We start from the raw sequence: 17261 nt of genomic DNA on the forward strand, positions 1-17261 counted from the left end.
GATTTCCCATGACAGCACGAAAAATTGTGGTGGCACTCGGCGGCAACGCGATTTTAGCAAGTGATGCCAGTGCCCAAGCGCAACAGCGCGCTTTAAGAGAAACCGCTAAATACCTGGTTAAATTTATTCAGCAGGGTGATTCGCTGATTATTTCGCACGGTAATGGGCCTCAGGTCGGTAATCTATTACTGCAGCAAGTGGCTGGCAACACACCGGATAATCCGGCCATGCCGTTAGATACCGCGGTTGCCATGACCCAGGGCAGTATCGGCTACTGGCTGCAAAATGCCATGGCTGCCGAACTAGCTGATCTGGGGATTGAAATGGATGTGGCAACGGTGGTGACCCAAGTCGTTGTTGATGAAAATGATCCGGCCTTCGATACGCCAACGAAGCCAATTGGGCCCTTTTATACCTCAAAAGAAGTGGCTGATATTCAAAGTGCCAATCCCGAATTTCAGTTTGTGGAAGATGCCGGCCGGGGCTATCGGCGGGTAGTGCCGTCACCGCGGCCCATCGGTGTGGTGGAAGCCGGCGCCGTCAATCAGCTGGTCAACGCGGGCATTATTCCCATTGCAGCTGGTGGCGGTGGCGTCCCCGTTATCCGGCATGGTCATGAGCTAATCGGCTGCGAGGCGGTGATCGATAAAGATTTCGCTTCAGAAAAGTTAGCCGAACGGGTGGGTGCTGACCAGTTGATCATTTTAACGGCAGTGGATCACGTTTACGTGAACTTTAATACCCCCAAACAGCAGCAGCTGACGGCAGTTTCGGTCGATGAATTGCAGCAGCACATTACTGACGGCCAGTTCGCCGCTGGCAGTATGCTGCCAAAAGTGGAAGCAGCCATTGAATTTGTGACCCATCGCCCAGAGGGACAAGCGGTGATCACGTCACTGACTAACCTGGGGCAATTTATTGAAACGGGTTCTGGAACCGTTATTTCAGCCGTGAACGTGGAGACAAACGTTTAAGAGAATACGATAGCCTCATGATCAGTTATTTGAATGATCATGAGGTTATTTTTATGTAATTTTAACCCGTAATTAACTGATGAAACTTAAATTTAACCCCATTTGGCGTATAATATAAGCCAGTTAAGAAAGGAGCCGGAGTCATGCTGCAATCGGAGGATACCTACCGTCATTATTTGCGTCAGTTACCTGAATTTCGTGAGTTTACTGAGGCTGAATTTACCAAACTGACGCATGATCTCAACGTTAAAACTTATCCGAAGGGCCAGGTATTGTTTGACCACGGGGACTCGCGGCAACGGTTTTATTACGTGATCAAGGGTGTGGTGCGCTTGGAACGGCAGGATGAAACCGGTAATTTTTCATTCATTAATTACGTTAAAGCCATTAAAGGGTTTCCTTACCGCGGTCTGTACACGGATGCGGACTATCCCTACACGGCGACAGCGTTAACGGCAATTACGATCGCGTCAGTGTCCATGACGAGCTTTGAAGCCATCGTTGCCTTAAACCCGCTGGTGACCCGTCAAGTGATCAGTCAAATGAGCCGCTTGCTGGACCAGATGGAAAACCGGCTGCAGAAATTAGTGACTTCCAGTGCGACTAGCAGGGTGATTCAGGCGCTGAGTATTTTTGGCACGGATATGGGTGAGCAGACACCAGAGGGCGATGTTTTGATTCCTTATCCGATCACGCTGATCGAATTGGCCCGGTTAAGCGGCACCACGCGTGAGACCGCTGGGCAAGTGGTGACCAAATTAGAAGTTGCCGGTAAATTAACCTATAATAAGAAGCGTTTTCGTTTTGACCCCCATGATTTAACCATTTGATCAGGGGAAATGGATTTAAGATTATAAAGATTAGGGGCAATGTCATGTCATTGAAAATTAAAAAAATTGAAACCTTTCCAATTGCAGTACCGTTAAAATCACCGTTTAAAACGGCCTTACGAACCGTGACGACGGCCGAGAGTCTGATTGTGAAAATGACGGATTCGGATGGAGTTGTGGGTTTAGGCGAAGCGGCACCCACAGCACCAATCACGGGAGACACCTCTGCCAGTATTCGGTACGCCATCGAGCAGGTGATCGCACCGAAATTAATTGGCGCATCGTTGAACCAGCCTGAACGGGTCAAACAGCTAATTGATACGGCCTTAGTTGGCAATCACAGTCCGAAAGCAGCGGTCAACATTGCAGTGAATGATTTACTGGCGCAGCACTATGGGGTTTCCTTATCACAATGGCTGGGCGGTTATCGCCAAACGGTAGCTACCGATTATACGGTCAGCGTTGGTACCGCAGCAGAAATGGTGCGTCACGCCAAACAATTAGTGGCGGCAGGGTTTAACACCTTAAAAGTTAAGGTTGGCAGTCAATCACCCTTTGAAGATCTCAAACAAGTTCGCGCTATTCGGGATGCGGTGGGTCCAGACGTTAAGATTCGGCTGGATGCCAACCAGGGCTGGCGTAAAAAGCAGGCCGCTAAAATGATCAATCAAATGGCTACGGATGGTCTGGCGATTGAGTTAGTAGAACAGCCAGTACCAGCCGATGATTTTGAAGGCATGGCTTACGTGACCGCGCATACCGATACCCCGATTATGGCGGATGAAAGTATCTTTTCGGTTAAGGATGCGTTGCGATTACTAAAAATGGACGGTTGTGATATTATTAATCTCAAGCTTATGAAGGCGGGCGGGATTGATAACGCCCTGAAGATCAATACGCTTGCGGAAGTCTTTGGTGTTCCCTGCATGGTGGGCAGTATGATCGAATCGCAAGTTTCAGTCACTGCCGCTGCGGAGATGGCAGCTGCCAAAAGCAACATTCAATATTATGATTTGGATGCGGCCATGATGTTTACTAAACAGCCCACAACTGGTGGCATTACGCATGCGGGTTCAGAGATCACGATTCCTAGCGAAAGTGGATTAGGAATTCAGTTTCAGACAAAGTAATTAACAGCAATTAGGGGTGAGCGGATGGAAACAAGACGAGTAATAGTTCCTGTAGCAACGTTGTGGACTAGTCCTAAAGCACCACGAAAAATCGATCAGTTAGCCCTCGATGGTCAGACCAAACAGTGGGTAGCTCAGATGACCACGGCGCAGACCATTGATTTATGTGATGCTAAGCGACTGGAGACACAAGCAGTTTTTAATGACGAAGTGATGATTGATAGTATTGCAGGTGAGTGGGCAAAAGTTTATTTGACCACTCAGACTGACGACGCGGATGAACGAGGCTACATTGGCTGGTTGCCGACAAAACTTTTGTCGACCGCGCCCGTAACGTATTCGGCTGAAGGGCCGATCGTTCATATTACCGTCCCGTTTACGACCCTTTACGATGACCAGCACCAACCCCAGCTTGACCTTGTGATGGGGACGGCATTAACCAAGGTCGCAGAAGAAGGTCATTTACTACGGGTTGCCACGCCGTTTGGAGACGGCTATGTGGCTGCCGATAGTACGCTGGTTCACGCAGACGGCGAAACGGCTGGTGACAAAATGGTTGCCATGGCGCACCAATTTTTAGGCCTTCGTTATCTCTGGGCAGGCATCTCCCCATACGGGTTTGACTGCTCGGGCTTCATGTATACTTTGCATCGTGTGCTGGGTATTCAGATTCCAAGAGATGCTGATGATCAGCGAAACAGCGGTCAGCCAGTTAAACCAGAAAATTTACTGCCAGGTGATCTCCTGTTTTTTGCCTATGAACACGGTAAGGGATTTGTGCATCACGTCGGAATGTATATTGGCAACGGCCAGATGATTCAGTCACGTACACCTGGTAAACAGGTCGATATTGCGAAATTAACTGAGATGCGTTACGCACCAGAATTTGTGGCTGCAAGAAGGTATTGGCAATGAGCCTGAAAGCAGAACTTGATTTGATAATTGCAGCTTACAAAGAGCCTATTTCGATTTGTATGTATCATACAAACGAGCTATTTTACAGTCATCTTGACCATGAACAGCTGCCGGCAGCTTCAGTGATCAAACTAGCTATTTTGGCGACCCAATTAAATCGTCAGGAGGATCTTGACCAGGTGATCGACGTTTCAAACACACCGCAAGTTGGTGGCGCAGGCGTGCTGCAATTACTGGATCAGCCCGAGTGGACGATCAAAGATCTATTAAAATTAATGATCACCGTTTCTGACAACTATGCTGCTAATGTGATGATCGACCATTTATCGATGGCGACAATCAATCAGTGGTTAGCCCAAAATAACTATCAGGAGACGCAGTTGCAACGCCGATTAATGGATACAGCAGCGGTCAAAGATGGGCGTGAAAATGTGATTTCAGCGGCCGATGCACTGCGGCTTTTTCGGTACCTCTTGAAGACCTTTCCGCAGACGCGAAACTGGTTTTTAAACCAGCAGTTTCGTGGTAAATTACCATTAACAATGGATGAAACCGCCACGGACGTTCAAATCTATAATAAGACCGGTGAGGGCCCGTTCGTTGACCACGATGTCGCGCGGTTTTCTAAAAATGGTCAGTCGATTGACGTTGCTGTTTTAACGGATGGCTTTACAGATCGGCTAGCAGTGATCTCAATGATGGCGGAGATTGGCCAGTTGATCTACCGTGCCTTATGAATTCATTAAAAGGTTGGACTAAGTATTCAGCCCCGTTATTGGGCGTGCTACACTAGGATTAACCTATATGAAATGAGGATTTCATGATGAAAAAAGCAATTCGGTTGAGTTTGATCAGCGCTGCATTATTACTTCTGTTGGGGGCTGGCGTGCCAGTTCGGGCACTGGCCGATAGTAACGCTGACGTGCCAGCGAGTTCTGAAAGTTCGGATTCCGCGAACGCTGACTCAGGACAGGCGGTGCAGACTAAAGCCTTGTCAAAACCCTATGTCGTTTATGGTTCAGGTCTAGCTTCTGAGGATAAAGATGCCGTTTCAAAGGCGTTGGCTGTGCAATCAAACTATCAAAGTTTGACCGTTACGGGATCTGATTATGCCACTTATATTAATTCGGCTGGAACGAGTGATGCCAGCATGATCAGTTCCGTGTCATTAGCACCAGCCGACCCCGGGACGGGCGTTAAGGTCAACATTGCGCCGTATAACGGGCAAAATAATATCACTCAAGTGACGTCACAGCAGTATGCGATGGTGGCTACCATGGCTGGAGTCAAAGACGTGATCATTACGGTGACGGCTGATAAAACCGTTTCTGGTGAATCGGCTTTAACCGGTGTCTATAAGGCCTTGGCTGCGGATGGCTTAACGTTGAATCAGCAAAACACCCAGGCTGCTAATGGCATCATGGATGCCACCCAACCAGCAATTAACCAAAATAAGGGTGATAAAAAATATCCTGGGAAATTAATGGCAGCCGTTGGTAACGTTTCATCCGACTTAGCTAAACAGCGGCAAAGGGATAATCAGTACGCGACTAAAGAAGACATCAGACAGATGCTGGATGATGCCTTAGCTAAACAGGGCATTCAGTCGCAAACGCCAACTAACGTAGTCAATAACATCGTGATCGCGTTGGGGAACGTTCAAAAAGCGCCCGTTTCAGGAACCTCAAGCTACGTGGATAATGCCAAACAAGTTGCTAGTAACATCAGTAATTCGGTAGGTAACAAAATGGCGCAGTTAAGGGATTTTGCTAGTAATGCGGACACCAGCGGCATTATGGGGACCCTCAGCAGAATTTGGCAGGCAATCGTCAATTTCTTTAGTAATTTGTTCTAAATTAAGCCGGAATAAGCCGGTTTATTAAGCAAAAAGTAATTCAATAATCAATAAAAACTAACTAGTTGCTGATATTCATGAGAATAGCAACTAGTTTTTTTGTATGTTACAAAGCCTTATAAAGCGCGTTGTTACAGTATGGATGACCGTTATCAATTAATTGTCTAATTGCCCATCGCAAGAAAATCTTAAACTTTTTTGCTGAATTTTTAGAAAGTGTGGTACTATGAACATGTAATTTCTGTAAAAGCGCATTCACAAGAAGATTAATTAGGAGGGGTGATCTGATTTGGGAAAACAACACACAACGACCAAAATCATCACCGCTGGCGTTATTGGGGCTGCCGGATTATTCATGGCAGGGCCACTTCAAGCCAGCGCTAAAACGGTAACTGTCCAGTCTGGCGACACAGTTTGGAAACTCGCCAACAAGTATGGTGTATCAGTTAGTTCGATTGAAAAAACTAATCATCTACAGAAAGATACGATTTTTGCAGGTCAAAGAATTGTTTTAGGGTCTTCAGTTACTAAAACAACACCTGTGAAGCAAGCAACGACACAGCAAACGTCAAATGTAAAACAGACAACCGTTAAGCAGACAACCGTTAAGAAAGCGCCAGTTACGACTAAAGCCGGTGTTACACGTCACGTAGCAGCACCTAAGACAACAGCCTCAGCCTCTACATACAAAGTGAAGTCAGGGGACACGCTGAACAAAGTTAGTGCCAAATATGGCATGACGGCCAGTCAGTTAAGGGCCATCAACCATTTGAGCACTAACGCGCTTTACGTTGGTCAAAAATTAACGATCAGGGGAACTGCAGCACAGACTAAGAAGACTGCTGCTGTTACCGCCGTTAAGAAGACACCCGTTAAAAAGCAAACGGTAAACGCGGTCACTAAAAAAACAACGGCGATTAAGACACCTAAGACAGCCACTAAAAAGACGGCTGTCAACAAAGTTCCTAAGGCCAAGAAGACCGTTAAGGCTGATGCAGCTGGTGCACCAGTAACTTCGGTGACGAGCTACGCGGTCAAATTAGCTTCGGAAAAGATTCCGTATTCTTGGGGTGGATCCTCACTTAGGGGAATGGATTGCTCCGGCTTTACCAGTTACGTTTACGCACATACTACGGGAACGACTTTACCACATAATACAGTTGCCCAAGAGTCACACGTTTCGGCACATTCTGTTGGTTCAGCTACTCCTGGCGATCTTCTATTTTGGGGTCGTAAAGGCGCTACTTACCACGTTGCGATTTACATTGGCAACAACCAGTATGTCGCTGCGCCAGAACCTGGTGAAAACGTTCAGATTCAATCCATTAACCCGTACTTCAAACCAAGTTTTGCGGGTACTGTAAACGGCTAATTAAAATGAATTTCTTGAGGCTCGAAGTCTGCTGATAGCGTTCGGGTCTTTTTATTTTGGTTTTATTTTTAGTTTTTTAGCTAATTTTAATCTGGTAAGCCACTAAAAATTTTCTTGCAAATTATGGTTCACAAACCTGAAATTTGGTGTTATAGTCATTCTTGTTTTAAAAATACTTAAACTTATTTTGTAACTAAGAAGGCGTGTAACTGATGAGTAATCGTTCAGAGATCCTCACCGAATATCGGCAAGTAAATGAGCAATTAGATGAATTAAAGGCCACGGAAGCTCGACAGGTTGAACCGTGTCATCACGAGACGATTACTATCGAGCCGAAATATGGCCGACAGATGCAAAAGCTTTCAGCTAAGTGTGACTATCTAAACATGATTCTTGAAGCCATGGCTGCTTCAGAAGATTAAGTTGAATTTGAGTGATTCTGTCAAAAAATTGAATGAGGACTAAAAAACGACATTAACAGTTAAGTGACTGTTAGTGTCGTTTTTGTTTGGTAAAATTAAATGCTGCAAGTTAAATCGTCGGGTCGATCCAGAATGGATACTGCTTGGTTTCAAAGTAGGTATCCCAGTATCGGCCACCCATGTCTTCACCATCAATTTGACCATACTCTATAGAAGGGACGATCAAATGCAGTTTATTTTCATGATAGTGATGAACGGATTTGAGTTTTAAATGCTTACCCATTGATAACATTAATGATATAAAGAGCAACTTAAAAATATTGGCCTTCTCAATCACGATTAAATCGAGGTTGGGATCACTGACAGAGGCAGACGGAGCAATCTTGACACCGCCACCGAAGTAGGGGTGGTTCGTAACGGTTACGAGGTAGGCATGGGGATAAATATCCCGGTGCTGGCCAATATGGACCGTCAGCGGAAAGGCTTCTTGGTTATAAAAGACACCAATGATGGCAGCCAGATAACTGAGCGTGCCGGCGTGCAGGCGATTCAAAATTCCCTTGGACGGGGCACTATTAGCAGAGGTGACCACAGCAGCGTCAAAACCAATGCCAACGTTGTTTGTGAAGACCCCCTGGGCCTGTTTATTAGTATCAAAGTAAGACCCGATTGTGAGCCAATTTTCGGCGGTACAGTTTAAAATCTGGTCAAGGGCCGCGTGCCAGTTCTTAGCCATTTTGATGCCCCTGGCAAAATCATTGCCTGAGCCAACCGGCAGAGAAGCCACTGGAATTGGGTGCTCTAAGTTAGCTTCAACGAGGCCAGTGAGAGCCTGATGGAGCGTCCCATCACCGCCAATTGTTAAAACCACAAAGCGGGGCTGTTTGGTAGGTGTATCATCGGCATGGGCTTTAGCAAATTGATTTGATAAAAGCTGAGCATGACCGGAGTAAGTCGATTGCGCGACTTCATAATCCACGTGACGTTCATCTAAGACCGCCTTGATTTCTGGCCAGAGCTTTTTCACGCTGCCGCCACCGGCAAACTCATTTAAAATGATGTAGTAACTAACAGACACCTAGCTCATCCTCCAATAGCTTAAGCTTACAAAAATCATACTTTCTTATTATAGCCGAATTTGTATGTGGGAGCTATATTGAAGTGCTAAGATTTGGTTAAAATATGGTGAAGACTAACAAAAACAGGTCAGCTACTTCAAAGAGTAGTTGACCTGTTTGGTATTACGGGTTTAATCCATAATTAACATTGGTAAAATCATTGGGTGACGTTCAGTCTTCTCGTATAAGAAGTTCTGCAGGTCATCAATGATGGCGTTGCGAATGGAGGCTTCATTGGCCTTCTTGGAACGCATTGCCCGACGGATGGTGGAGAACACTAGGCGACGGCCTTCGTTCAGCAGTTCGCCGGATTCACGCATGTAAACAAAGCCGCGTGACAGCAGATCCGGACCAGCCTGAATGATCTTATCATTCAGATTGATGGTTGCGACAACCACCACTAAACCTTCTTCAGAAAGTAATTGGCGGTCACGTAAGACCACGTTACCAATATCACCGATACCGCTGCCGTCGATGTAAACATCACCAGCAGTGAAGTGACCAGCAATTCTGGCGGAATCTTTTGTTAGGGCTAACACATCACCGTTTTCCATAATGAAACTATGGTCTTTCGGCACGCCGCATTGTTCAGCTAATTCGGTGTGGATCTTAAGCATCCGGTATTCACCGTGAATTGGCATGAAGTACTTCGGCTTCATCAAGCGCAGCATTAACTTCTGTTCTTCTTGACCACCATGGCCAGAAGTATGGATGTTATTGACCTTACCATGAATAACGTTGGCACCGGCTTCTTCAAGTTCGTTGATCACGTGGTTAACACTGATGGTGTTACCAGGAATCGGGTTACTTGAAAAGATCACGGTATCGCCGGGCTGAATGGAGATCTGACGGTGGGTACCGTTAGCAATCCGCGAAAGGGCAGCCATTGGTTCACCTTGAGAACCGGTACATAGGATCATGACCTTATTAGCGGGGATGGAATGTAATTCATTGGCATCGATGAGCGCATCGTCTGGAATATTCAAATAGCCCAGTTCGCGACCGTTAACGATGGCAGCTTCCATGCTTCGGCCAAAAACTGCAATTTTACGGCCATGGGACAGTGCCGTTTCACAGGCGGTTTCCATTCGGGAAATGTTGGAGGCGAAGGTTGCAAAAATAATGCGGCCATCAACCTGATCAAAGATCCGGCGAATTGATTTACCGACCCATTTTTCAGACTTGGTCCAAATTGGTTTTTCGGCGTTGGTGCTGTCTGACATTAAGCAAAGCACACCTTCGGCTCCCAGCCGGGCCATCTTTTGAAGATCCGGCGGCTGGTTCGTAACGGGTGTCAGATCGAACTTATAGTCCCCAGTCTGGACAATTACGCCAGAGGGAGTATGAACAGCGACTCCTAAAGTATCGGGAATTGAGTGGGTTGTTCGGAAAAATTCCACACTCGTTTTTCGGAACTTCAAAACGGTGTCATCACTAATTTCGTGAAGTTCAGCTGTTTTAAGTAAGCCGTGTTCGTCCAATTTGTTCTTGATTAACGCAAGCGCTAGTGGCCCAGCATAGACTGGCACATTTAAATCCTTTAATAGGTAAGGCACACCACCGATATGGTCTTCGTGACCATGGGTGATGACCAGTGCTTTGATCTTTTGCTGGTTGGCAATCAGATAATGGTAGTCTGGGATCACGTAATCGATTCCAAGCAGCTCATCTTCAGGGAACTTGATTCCGGCATCGATCAAAATGATCTCATCCTGAAATTGAATACCGTATGTATTCTTCCCAATCTCGCCTAAACCACCAACGCCAAAAATCGCTGTTTCGTTGTTTTTGACGTTTAGCTTTTTCATTTATTGAACTCCGTCAACTTATAGTCCGGGTTTTCTTGCTCATATTCAAGGAACTTGCCCTCAAGTGGTTCGATGAATTCGATGTTGTGCTTAGTGTTATCAGAAACTAAAGCACGGGCTTCAACTTCTGTTTCAGCATCGACGTAAAGCGACTTCGTATCCTCACGTTTAGGATTACGAATTTGGTCTTCTTGATAGTAAACTTTAAAAATCATAATGAAACTGTCTACTTCCTTTCTATAAATACAGTAACTTACCGCATTGATCGATAAACGATCTTTTATTTGTTCCGAACGTCTCGTTGTTAATGAACAACAGTTGCTAATATATTATCATATCTGGCTAAAATTGTATAGTATCCTCATGGGAGAGTCCCGTAGTCTGGCCTGCTTTCATCAAACTTTCCGTATATTATGGGAGTAAAAAAATGAATTGTGGTAAGATAAGTTGAAAAGGAGGGGTTGCCATGGACCGAACATTAACGATTGTCATTGCTGTCGTCATTGCGGTTGGTTTATATCTGCTGATCCATCACGTGATCGTGCGGCGAAACACTAAAAAGGCGCAGAGAACGGCACTAGAACAGACCAATGTTGCCGTTAAGGCAGCCCTTCAGCGGTTAGCAGATGAACACTTTATTGTCAGCCCAGCCACCGTTTTGGATGCCAGCGCCATTCCGGACGGTTGGGGCCGGGGCGTCATGGCCTTTGAGTATCTGCTCTTGATCGATCAGGTGACGGATGATCAGCTGCCGATTTTAAGGCAGCGCTTGAATCACATTCTGGCGGAATTTTGTCAGGACCATCAAATTTCTTCAGCAGTCCAGCCAGGCGAATCGGCTTTCTTAGTGACGGATGTTTGGCGGCACACTAAGCGGATCCATCTGGGGGTGGCTTACCTAGTTAATGAAGCCACCATTGAATACATCCAAGATCTGCACCGATTGGATCCGAAGACCAGTACTTCTAAGTCAAAGTAAATCAATTACTGATAAAAAAGCAGCTTGCTGTTCAGTCTCTTGACTGATCAGCAAGCTGCTTTTTAAAAGTCTTCAATTGCTTGAAAACTATTCAAACATAATCGTCCCTTCATCAACTTCATAGGGATTGTCATGGTTGATATGATCGTAAAATAAGATGCCGTGCAGATGATCGATTTCATGCTGACAAACGATTGCGGGGTAATTTTTCAAACGAACCTTATGGGTTTCACCCGTGGTGTCTTGGTAGCGTAACGTAATTCTATCGTGACGGGGGACAAAACCTGGAACTTCTTTGTCCACTGATAAACAGCCCTCACCCTCAGTTAAGGCGCCGCTTTGCACCGAATGACTAATGATGACGGGGTTAATGATCACGTCGGTAAAGGGGGACTTAGTGCCTTCTTCAGATGGGACTAAGACCGCCGCCATCATTTTGGAGGCGCCCACTTGCGGTGCGGCTAACCCAACGCCAGCACGCAAACCGTATTTTTTGCATAAATCTGGATCTTGGCTAACTTTTAAGTATTCCATCATATCATCAGCTAACTTTTGATCTTCCTCTGACAGGGGAAAACTGACCTTAGCAGCTTCTTGTCGGAGAACAGGATCGCCGTCTCTGACGATGTCTTTCATTAAAATCACGAAAATTACCTCCGAAATTGAAAAAACTTGTACTTTAATAACAATTTTAGCATATCGCGCAACAAAAATGAAATTAAAAAAATGTGAATAAAAGTGCAAGCATTCTTTCAGAAAGAATGGTTCTTACACCCGTGGGCAACTACGTCCATTTTGCGATTTAAAAGTAATGAAAGGGCTTGCATGAATTCTGAAAGCGTGTTAATTTAAGGGTGTAGTTGAGAAAAGCAAGCGGTTTCAAAATTATGAAAGAGGTTTTGAAACTGATTGCATACAAACGGAAAGGAAAGTGTTAGTTATGGCGAAGAAAACTGGGCAAGCAATTGATTTCGCGTCAATTAAAGCCACGATGAGCGATCCATACAAAAAGACATTCCAGATTGTTGATAAGGATGCCAAGATCGTGAATCAAGAACTTTTCGATACTTTTTCAGATGATCAGTTAGTTGATTTTATGAAAAAGATGGTCTGGGAACGTGCATTGCATGAACAAACAATGAACTTCTCTCGTCAAGGCCGGTTAGGATTCTACGCACCGACATATGGTGAGGAAGCAAGTGAAATGGGGTCAGTCTCAGCATTTAAAGATCAAGACTTCCTGTTCCCAGCCTATCGTGACTTGCCAGAATTAATTCAACACGGCGCTTCCGTTACCCAAGGCTTCTTATGGTCAAAGGGTAACGCCGTTGGTGATGACTACGGCGATCAACGTAACTGGTTCCCACAAATTATTATTGGGGCCCAATACGTTGAAGCTGCCGGTGCTGCTTTAGGTATCAAGAAGAACGGCGAGAAAGATGCCGTATCGTTCGTCTATACCGGTGATGGTGGTACTTCACAAGGTGACTTCTACGAAGGTGTTAACTTTGCATCTTCATTCCAAGCACCTGCAGTATTCATGGTTCAAAATAACGGCTGGGCAATTTCAGTACCACGTAAGAAGCAAACGGCTGCTGAAACCTTAGCTCAAAAAGCGGTTGCATCAGGTGTTCCTTCTATTCAAGTAGATGGGATGGATGTTTTAGCAACATACATCGCTACTAAAGAAGCACGTGACTTCGCAGCTGCTGGTAATGGTCCAGTATTAGTTGAAACCTTAACTTATCGTTATGGTGCCCACTCAAGTGCTGGTGATGATCCTAGCCGTTACCGGACAAAAGAAGAAGAAAAGCCTTGGTTCGATGCTGATCCTTTGATTCGAATGCGTAAAGTATTAGGCGACAAAGGATTATGGTCACAAGATCAAGAAGACAAACTTACTGAGGAGTATAAGGACAGCTTCAAGAAGTCAATGAAAGAAGCTGAAAATACACCTACGCAATCAGTTGTTGATATGTTGAAGACGACGTTCGAAGAACCAACTCCACAAATCAAAGCTGATATTGCAAGATTCGAAGCAAAGGAGTCGAAGTAATCATGGCTAAATTAACTTATATCAAAGCGATCACCGATGGTTTGGACGTATGCTTAGGCGAAGATCCTAAAACGTTGATCTTCGGTGAAGATGTTGGTAAAAACGGTGGTGTGTTCCGGACGACCCAAGGCTTGCAAGACAAGTATGGTGAAGACCGGGTATTTGATACACCATTAGCTGAATCAGGGATTTTAGGCTTAGCAATCGGGTTAGCTGCAACTGGCTGGCGTCCACTTCCTGAAATTCAATTTATGGGCTTTACTTTTGAAGCCGTTGATTCATTAGGCGGTCAAATGTCACGTGAACGTTTCCGCTTTAGTGGCAAGCGTTCAATGCCAATCACCGTCCGGACACCATTTGGTGGTGGGACTCATACCGCTGAAATGCATGCCGATAACCTTGAAAACTACTACGTTGGTACCCCAGGTCTGCGGGTTGTTACACCTGCTAACCCTTACGATGCTAAAGGCATGATCATTTCAGCCGTTGAAAACAACGACCCAGTACTGTTCTTGGAAAACCTGAAGTTATATCGTTCAATGAAGGACGAAATTCCAGAAGGCAAGTACACCGTTCCGCTAGACACTGCTAAAGTGGCTCGTGAAGGTACTGATATTACCATTGTTGCCTACAGTGCTGAAGTTAATGAATCATTAAAAGTTGCTGACAAGTTAGCCAAGGAAAACATTTCAGCTGAAGTGATCGATCTGCGTTCATTATCACCAATTGATACTGATACGATCTTCAAGTCAGTTGAAAAGACTCACAAGGTAGTTGTCGTTCAAGAAGCTCAAAAGATGGCCGGTGTTGGTGCTCAGGTTACAGCTGAGATCGCTGAACATGCCATTATGGACTTGGATGCGCCAATTGGCCGTGTAGCTGCTCCAGATAGCGTTTACCCTTGGGCTCAAGTTGAAAACGACTGGATTCCAAACGCAGACGACATTGAAGCAAAAGCACGCGAAATTTTGAACTATTAATGCAAACGACTATATTTTGTGAATAGAAAGGAAGTTTTCCCATGGCTTATGCATTCAAACTCCCAGAGCTTGGTGAAGGTATGGCCGAAGGTGAAGTTTCATCATGGCTTGTTAAAGAAGGGGACGCTGTTAAGGAAGACGACGTTTTAGTCGAAATCCAAAACGATAAGTCCGTTTCTGAATTGCCATCACCAGTGGCTGGTACTATTAAAAAAATTGTGAAGCAGGAAGGTGAAACCGCTGAAATCGGTGACACTTTAGTTGAAATCGATGACGGTTCACCTGACACTCCTGACGATGATTCATCAGATAAAAAGGCTGATGATTCAGCCAAGGATGAAGCACCTAAAGAAGAAGCTGCCCCAGCTCCAGCCGCTGCACCCGCAGCCGCTGCCGCTCCAGCAGCACCAACCGGTGTGCCTGCTGCATCTGATCCAAACAAGAAAGTTTTGGCAATGCCTTCAGTCCGTCAATACGCACGTGACAAGGGTGTTGACATTACCGCTGTTACCCCAACTGGTAACCATGGTCAGATCTTAAAGGCTGATATTGATAACTTCAACGGTGCTGCCGCTGGAGCTGCTGCACCTGCAGCCGCTGCCGCACCTGCCGCTTCACCACTTAAGCCTTATAAAGAAGCAATTCCTGACCTTGAAACCCGTGAACCAATGTCAATGATGCGTAAAGTCATTGCTAAGTCAATGCGGAGTTCTAAGGACATTGCGCCTCATGTTACTTCATTCCAAGACGTCGAAGTTTCTGCTTTGATGGCTAACCGGAAGAAGTACAAGGCAATGGCAGCTGATCAAGACATTCATTTGACCTTCTTGCCATACATGGTTAAAGCAATTGTTGCTGTTATGAAGAAGTTCCCAGATTTCGATGCTTCAATTGACGGTACAACTGATGAAATTATCCACAAGCATTACTATAACGTTGGTATTGCAACGAGTACTGACCACGGTCTGTACGTTCCGAACATTAAGAACGCGGACTCCAAGGGTATGTTTGAAATTGCTAAAGAAATTGCTGATAACACCCAAGCTGCTAAGGACAACAAGTTGAGTGCTGACCAGATGTCTGGCGGTTCAATCACCATTAGTAACGTTGGTTCAATTGGTGGTGGCTTCTTTACCCCTGTTATCAATCAACCTGAAGTTGCTATTTTAGGTGTTGGTAAGATCGCTAAAGAACCATATGTCAACGACGATGGTGAAATCGAAGTTGGCAACATGCTTAAATTATCATTGAGCTATGATCACCGTCTGATCGATGGTGCCTTAGCACAACATGCTTTGAACATGTTAAATGATTTGCTCCACGAACCAGAATTGTTATTAATGGAAGGATGACTCGCATATGGCAGATGCTAAAAAACTTGACACCGTCATTATTGGTGGAGGTCCCGGTGGCTATGTAGCTGCAATTCGGGCTGCTGAACTCGGCCAGAGTGTAACGGTAATTGAAAAAGACAAAGTCGGTGGTGTATGTTTAAACGTTGGTTGTGTACCTTCAAAGGCCTTAATTAACGCCGGCCACCGTTTCCAAGACGCTAAGGATGCTTCAACCTTTGGGATTACCACTCAAGCGCCGTCGATCGACTTTACTAAGACACAAGAGTGGAAACAAAAGAAGGTTGTTGACCGGATGACCAGTGGTGTCAAAATGTTGCTCAAAAAGCACAAAGTTGACATCATCGAAGGCGAAGCCGTACTTGACTCAAACACCAAGTTACGGGTCGTCTCAACTGGTCCAAAGCAGTTTATGAGTGCTGACGATGGGCTGACGATCGAGTTTAAGAACTTGATCATCGCTACTGGTAGCCGTCCCGTCGAAATTCCTGGCTTCAAGTTTGAAGGCCGGGTCGTTGATTCAACTGGCGGTCTGGGCTTACCTGAAATTCCTAAAGAATTCGTTGTCATTGGTGGTGGCTACGTTGGAACTGAATTAGCAACTGCTTACGCTAATTTAGGTGCCCACGTGACGATCCTTGAAGGGACCCCATCGATCTTGCCTAACTTCGACAAGGATATGGTCAAAGTCGTTCTCAAGCAATTGAAGAAGAAGGGCGTTGATGTGATCACCAGTGCCATGGCCAAGAAGGCTACCCAAGACGACAAGAGCGTTACGGTTACCTACGCCGTAGATGGCAAGGAATCAACTGTCAAGGCTGACTACTGCATGGTTACGGTTGGTCGTAAGCCAAATACTGATAACGTCGGTCTGGAAATGACTGACGTTAAGGTCGGCGATCATGGTTTGGTCGACGTCGATCAGCAAGGCCGGACCTCTGTTCCAAACATCTACGCCATTGGCGATATCGTTGCCGGTCCAGCATTGGCTCACAAAGCCTTCTTTGAAGGTAAAACTGCTGCTGGTGCAATTTCCGGTAAGAACACTGCTAACGATTTCGTGGGTGTTCCAGCCGTCTGCTTTGCAGACCCAGAATTAGCTACAGTCGGCTTGACACCAACTGAAGCTAAGGAAAAGGGCACTGAGATTTCTACCGCAAAGTTCCCATTTGCTGGTAACGCACGTGCCGTTTCATTGGATCAACCAGATGGCTTCGTTCGTCTGGTTACGACTAAGGATGACGATCACATTCTGCTTGGTGCCCAGGTCGTTGGGCCCGGTGCTTCAGATCTGATTGCTGAACTCAGTCTGGCACTTAATAGTGGTATGAATGCTGAGGATATTGCCTTGACGATTCATCCACATCCAACACTAAGTGAACCAATTCAAGAAGCTGCTGATGTTGCGATTGGATACCCAACCCACATCTAAACTGACTTGTTTTGAAACGTAACAGAAAAGGACTAGGC

General features: G+C 45.6%; 17 protein-coding genes. 13 read left to right on the forward strand and 4 right to left on the reverse strand.

All coding sequences use genetic code 11. The annotated features are described in order from the left end of the window. Window positions 1-8: 8 nt before the first annotated feature. From arcC to CES79_RS09580, 8 genes are all read left to right on the forward strand, one after another. On the forward strand, window positions 9-974 hold the full coding sequence (gene arcC / locus CES79_RS09545; RefSeq protein WP_054654702.1) for a carbamate kinase: 966 nt from the start codon (window positions 9-11) through the stop codon (window positions 972-974). A 143-nt stretch (window positions 975-1117) separates the two neighbouring features. Next, the gene (locus CES79_RS09550) at window positions 1118-1804 is read left to right on the forward strand and encodes a Crp/Fnr family transcriptional regulator (protein ID WP_054654700.1); all 687 of its coding nucleotides are present in this window, start codon (window positions 1118-1120) and stop codon (window positions 1802-1804) included. A 44-nt stretch (window positions 1805-1848) separates the two neighbouring features. After that, the gene (locus tag CES79_RS09555; protein WP_089137032.1) at window positions 1849-2934 is read left to right on the forward strand and encodes a mandelate racemase/muconate lactonizing enzyme family protein; all 1086 of its coding nucleotides are present in this window, start codon (window positions 1849-1851) and stop codon (window positions 2932-2934) included. Window positions 2935-2958: 24 nt separating this feature from the next. Continuing rightward, complete coding sequence (locus CES79_RS09560; protein WP_089137033.1) at window positions 2959-3849, forward strand: C40 family peptidase; 891 nt, start codon at window positions 2959-2961, stop codon at window positions 3847-3849. Beyond that, window positions 3846-4586, forward strand: a complete 741-nt coding sequence (locus tag CES79_RS09565; RefSeq protein ID WP_054654696.1) for a serine hydrolase — start codon at window positions 3846-3848, stop codon at window positions 4584-4586. The genes CES79_RS09560 and CES79_RS09565 overlap by 4 nt, the downstream gene beginning before the upstream one ends. Before the next feature lie 86 nt (window positions 4587-4672). Next, a complete protein-coding gene (locus CES79_RS09570; protein WP_225362385.1) occupies window positions 4673-5704 on the forward strand; it encodes a DUF1002 domain-containing protein in 1032 nt (343 codons plus the stop codon). Window positions 5705-5993: 289 nt separating this feature from the next. Next, window positions 5994-7076, forward strand: a complete 1083-nt coding sequence (locus CES79_RS09575; protein ID WP_089137035.1) for a C40 family peptidase — start codon at window positions 5994-5996, stop codon at window positions 7074-7076. Window positions 7077-7288: 212 nt separating this feature from the next. Beyond that, entirely contained in the window at window positions 7289-7498 is a 210-nt protein-coding gene (locus CES79_RS09580) for a hypothetical protein (protein WP_054654684.1), read from the forward strand. A 109-nt stretch (window positions 7499-7607) separates the two neighbouring features. Here the strand turns inward: CES79_RS09580 and CES79_RS09585 are convergent, their stop codons facing one another. The 3 genes from CES79_RS09585 to CES79_RS09595 all read right to left on the reverse strand — a co-directional run bounded on the left by CES79_RS09585 (window position 7608) and on the right by CES79_RS09595 (window position 10639). Next, the gene (locus CES79_RS09585) at window positions 7608-8576 is read right to left on the reverse strand and encodes a diacylglycerol/lipid kinase family protein (RefSeq protein WP_054654682.1); all 969 of its coding nucleotides are present in this window, start codon (window positions 8574-8576) and stop codon (window positions 7608-7610) included. Between the two features lie 171 nt (window positions 8577-8747). After that, window positions 8748-10424, reverse strand: coding sequence for a ribonuclease J1 (gene rnjA / locus CES79_RS09590; protein WP_054654681.1), 1677 nt, complete (start codon window positions 10422-10424; stop codon window positions 8748-8750). Next, a complete protein-coding gene (locus tag CES79_RS09595; RefSeq protein ID WP_054654679.1) occupies window positions 10421-10639 on the reverse strand; it encodes a DNA-directed RNA polymerase subunit epsilon in 219 nt (72 codons plus the stop codon). The genes rnjA and CES79_RS09595 overlap by 4 nt, the downstream gene beginning before the upstream one ends. Before the next feature lie 251 nt (window positions 10640-10890). On the opposite strand from CES79_RS09595, the gene CES79_RS09600 reads away from it, so the two are divergent. Then, window positions 10891-11403 carry a hypothetical protein gene (locus CES79_RS09600; RefSeq protein ID WP_054654678.1) on the forward strand — a complete coding sequence of 171 codons (513 nt, stop codon included), beginning with the start codon at window positions 10891-10893 and terminating at the stop codon, window positions 11401-11403. An 87-nt stretch (window positions 11404-11490) separates the two neighbouring features. Here the strand turns inward: CES79_RS09600 and def are convergent, their stop codons facing one another. Next, window positions 11491-12048 (reverse strand): peptide deformylase, encoded by a 558-nt coding sequence (gene def, locus CES79_RS09605; protein ID WP_089137036.1) that lies wholly within the window; start codon window positions 12046-12048, stop codon window positions 11491-11493. A 295-nt stretch (window positions 12049-12343) separates the two neighbouring features. Between def and pdhA the strand changes: the two genes are divergently transcribed. The 4 genes from pdhA to lpdA are packed head-to-tail and all read left to right on the forward strand — an operon-like array spanning window position 12344 to window position 17223. Further along, window positions 12344-13459 (forward strand): pyruvate dehydrogenase (acetyl-transferring) E1 component subunit alpha, encoded by a 1116-nt coding sequence (gene pdhA / locus CES79_RS09610; protein ID WP_054654759.1) that lies wholly within the window; start codon window positions 12344-12346, stop codon window positions 13457-13459. Between the two features lie 2 nt (window positions 13460-13461). Further along, window positions 13462-14439: an alpha-ketoacid dehydrogenase subunit beta gene (locus CES79_RS09615; RefSeq protein ID WP_054654676.1), complete on the forward strand. Its 978-nt coding sequence runs from the start codon at window positions 13462-13464 to the stop codon at window positions 14437-14439. 41 nt (window positions 14440-14480) lie between these two features. Beyond that, window positions 14481-15791 (forward strand): dihydrolipoamide acetyltransferase family protein, encoded by a 1311-nt coding sequence (locus CES79_RS09620; RefSeq protein ID WP_089137037.1) that lies wholly within the window; start codon window positions 14481-14483, stop codon window positions 15789-15791. A gap of 7 nt (window positions 15792-15798) precedes the next feature. After that, entirely contained in the window at window positions 15799-17223 is a 1425-nt protein-coding gene (gene lpdA, locus CES79_RS09625; RefSeq protein WP_089137038.1) for a dihydrolipoyl dehydrogenase, read from the forward strand. Window positions 17224-17261 lie beyond the last annotated feature (38 nt).

This window comes from Secundilactobacillus silagei JCM 19001 (assembly GCF_002217945.1).
In the GTDB taxonomy this organism is placed as follows: domain Bacteria; phylum Bacillota; class Bacilli; order Lactobacillales; family Lactobacillaceae; genus Secundilactobacillus; species Secundilactobacillus silagei.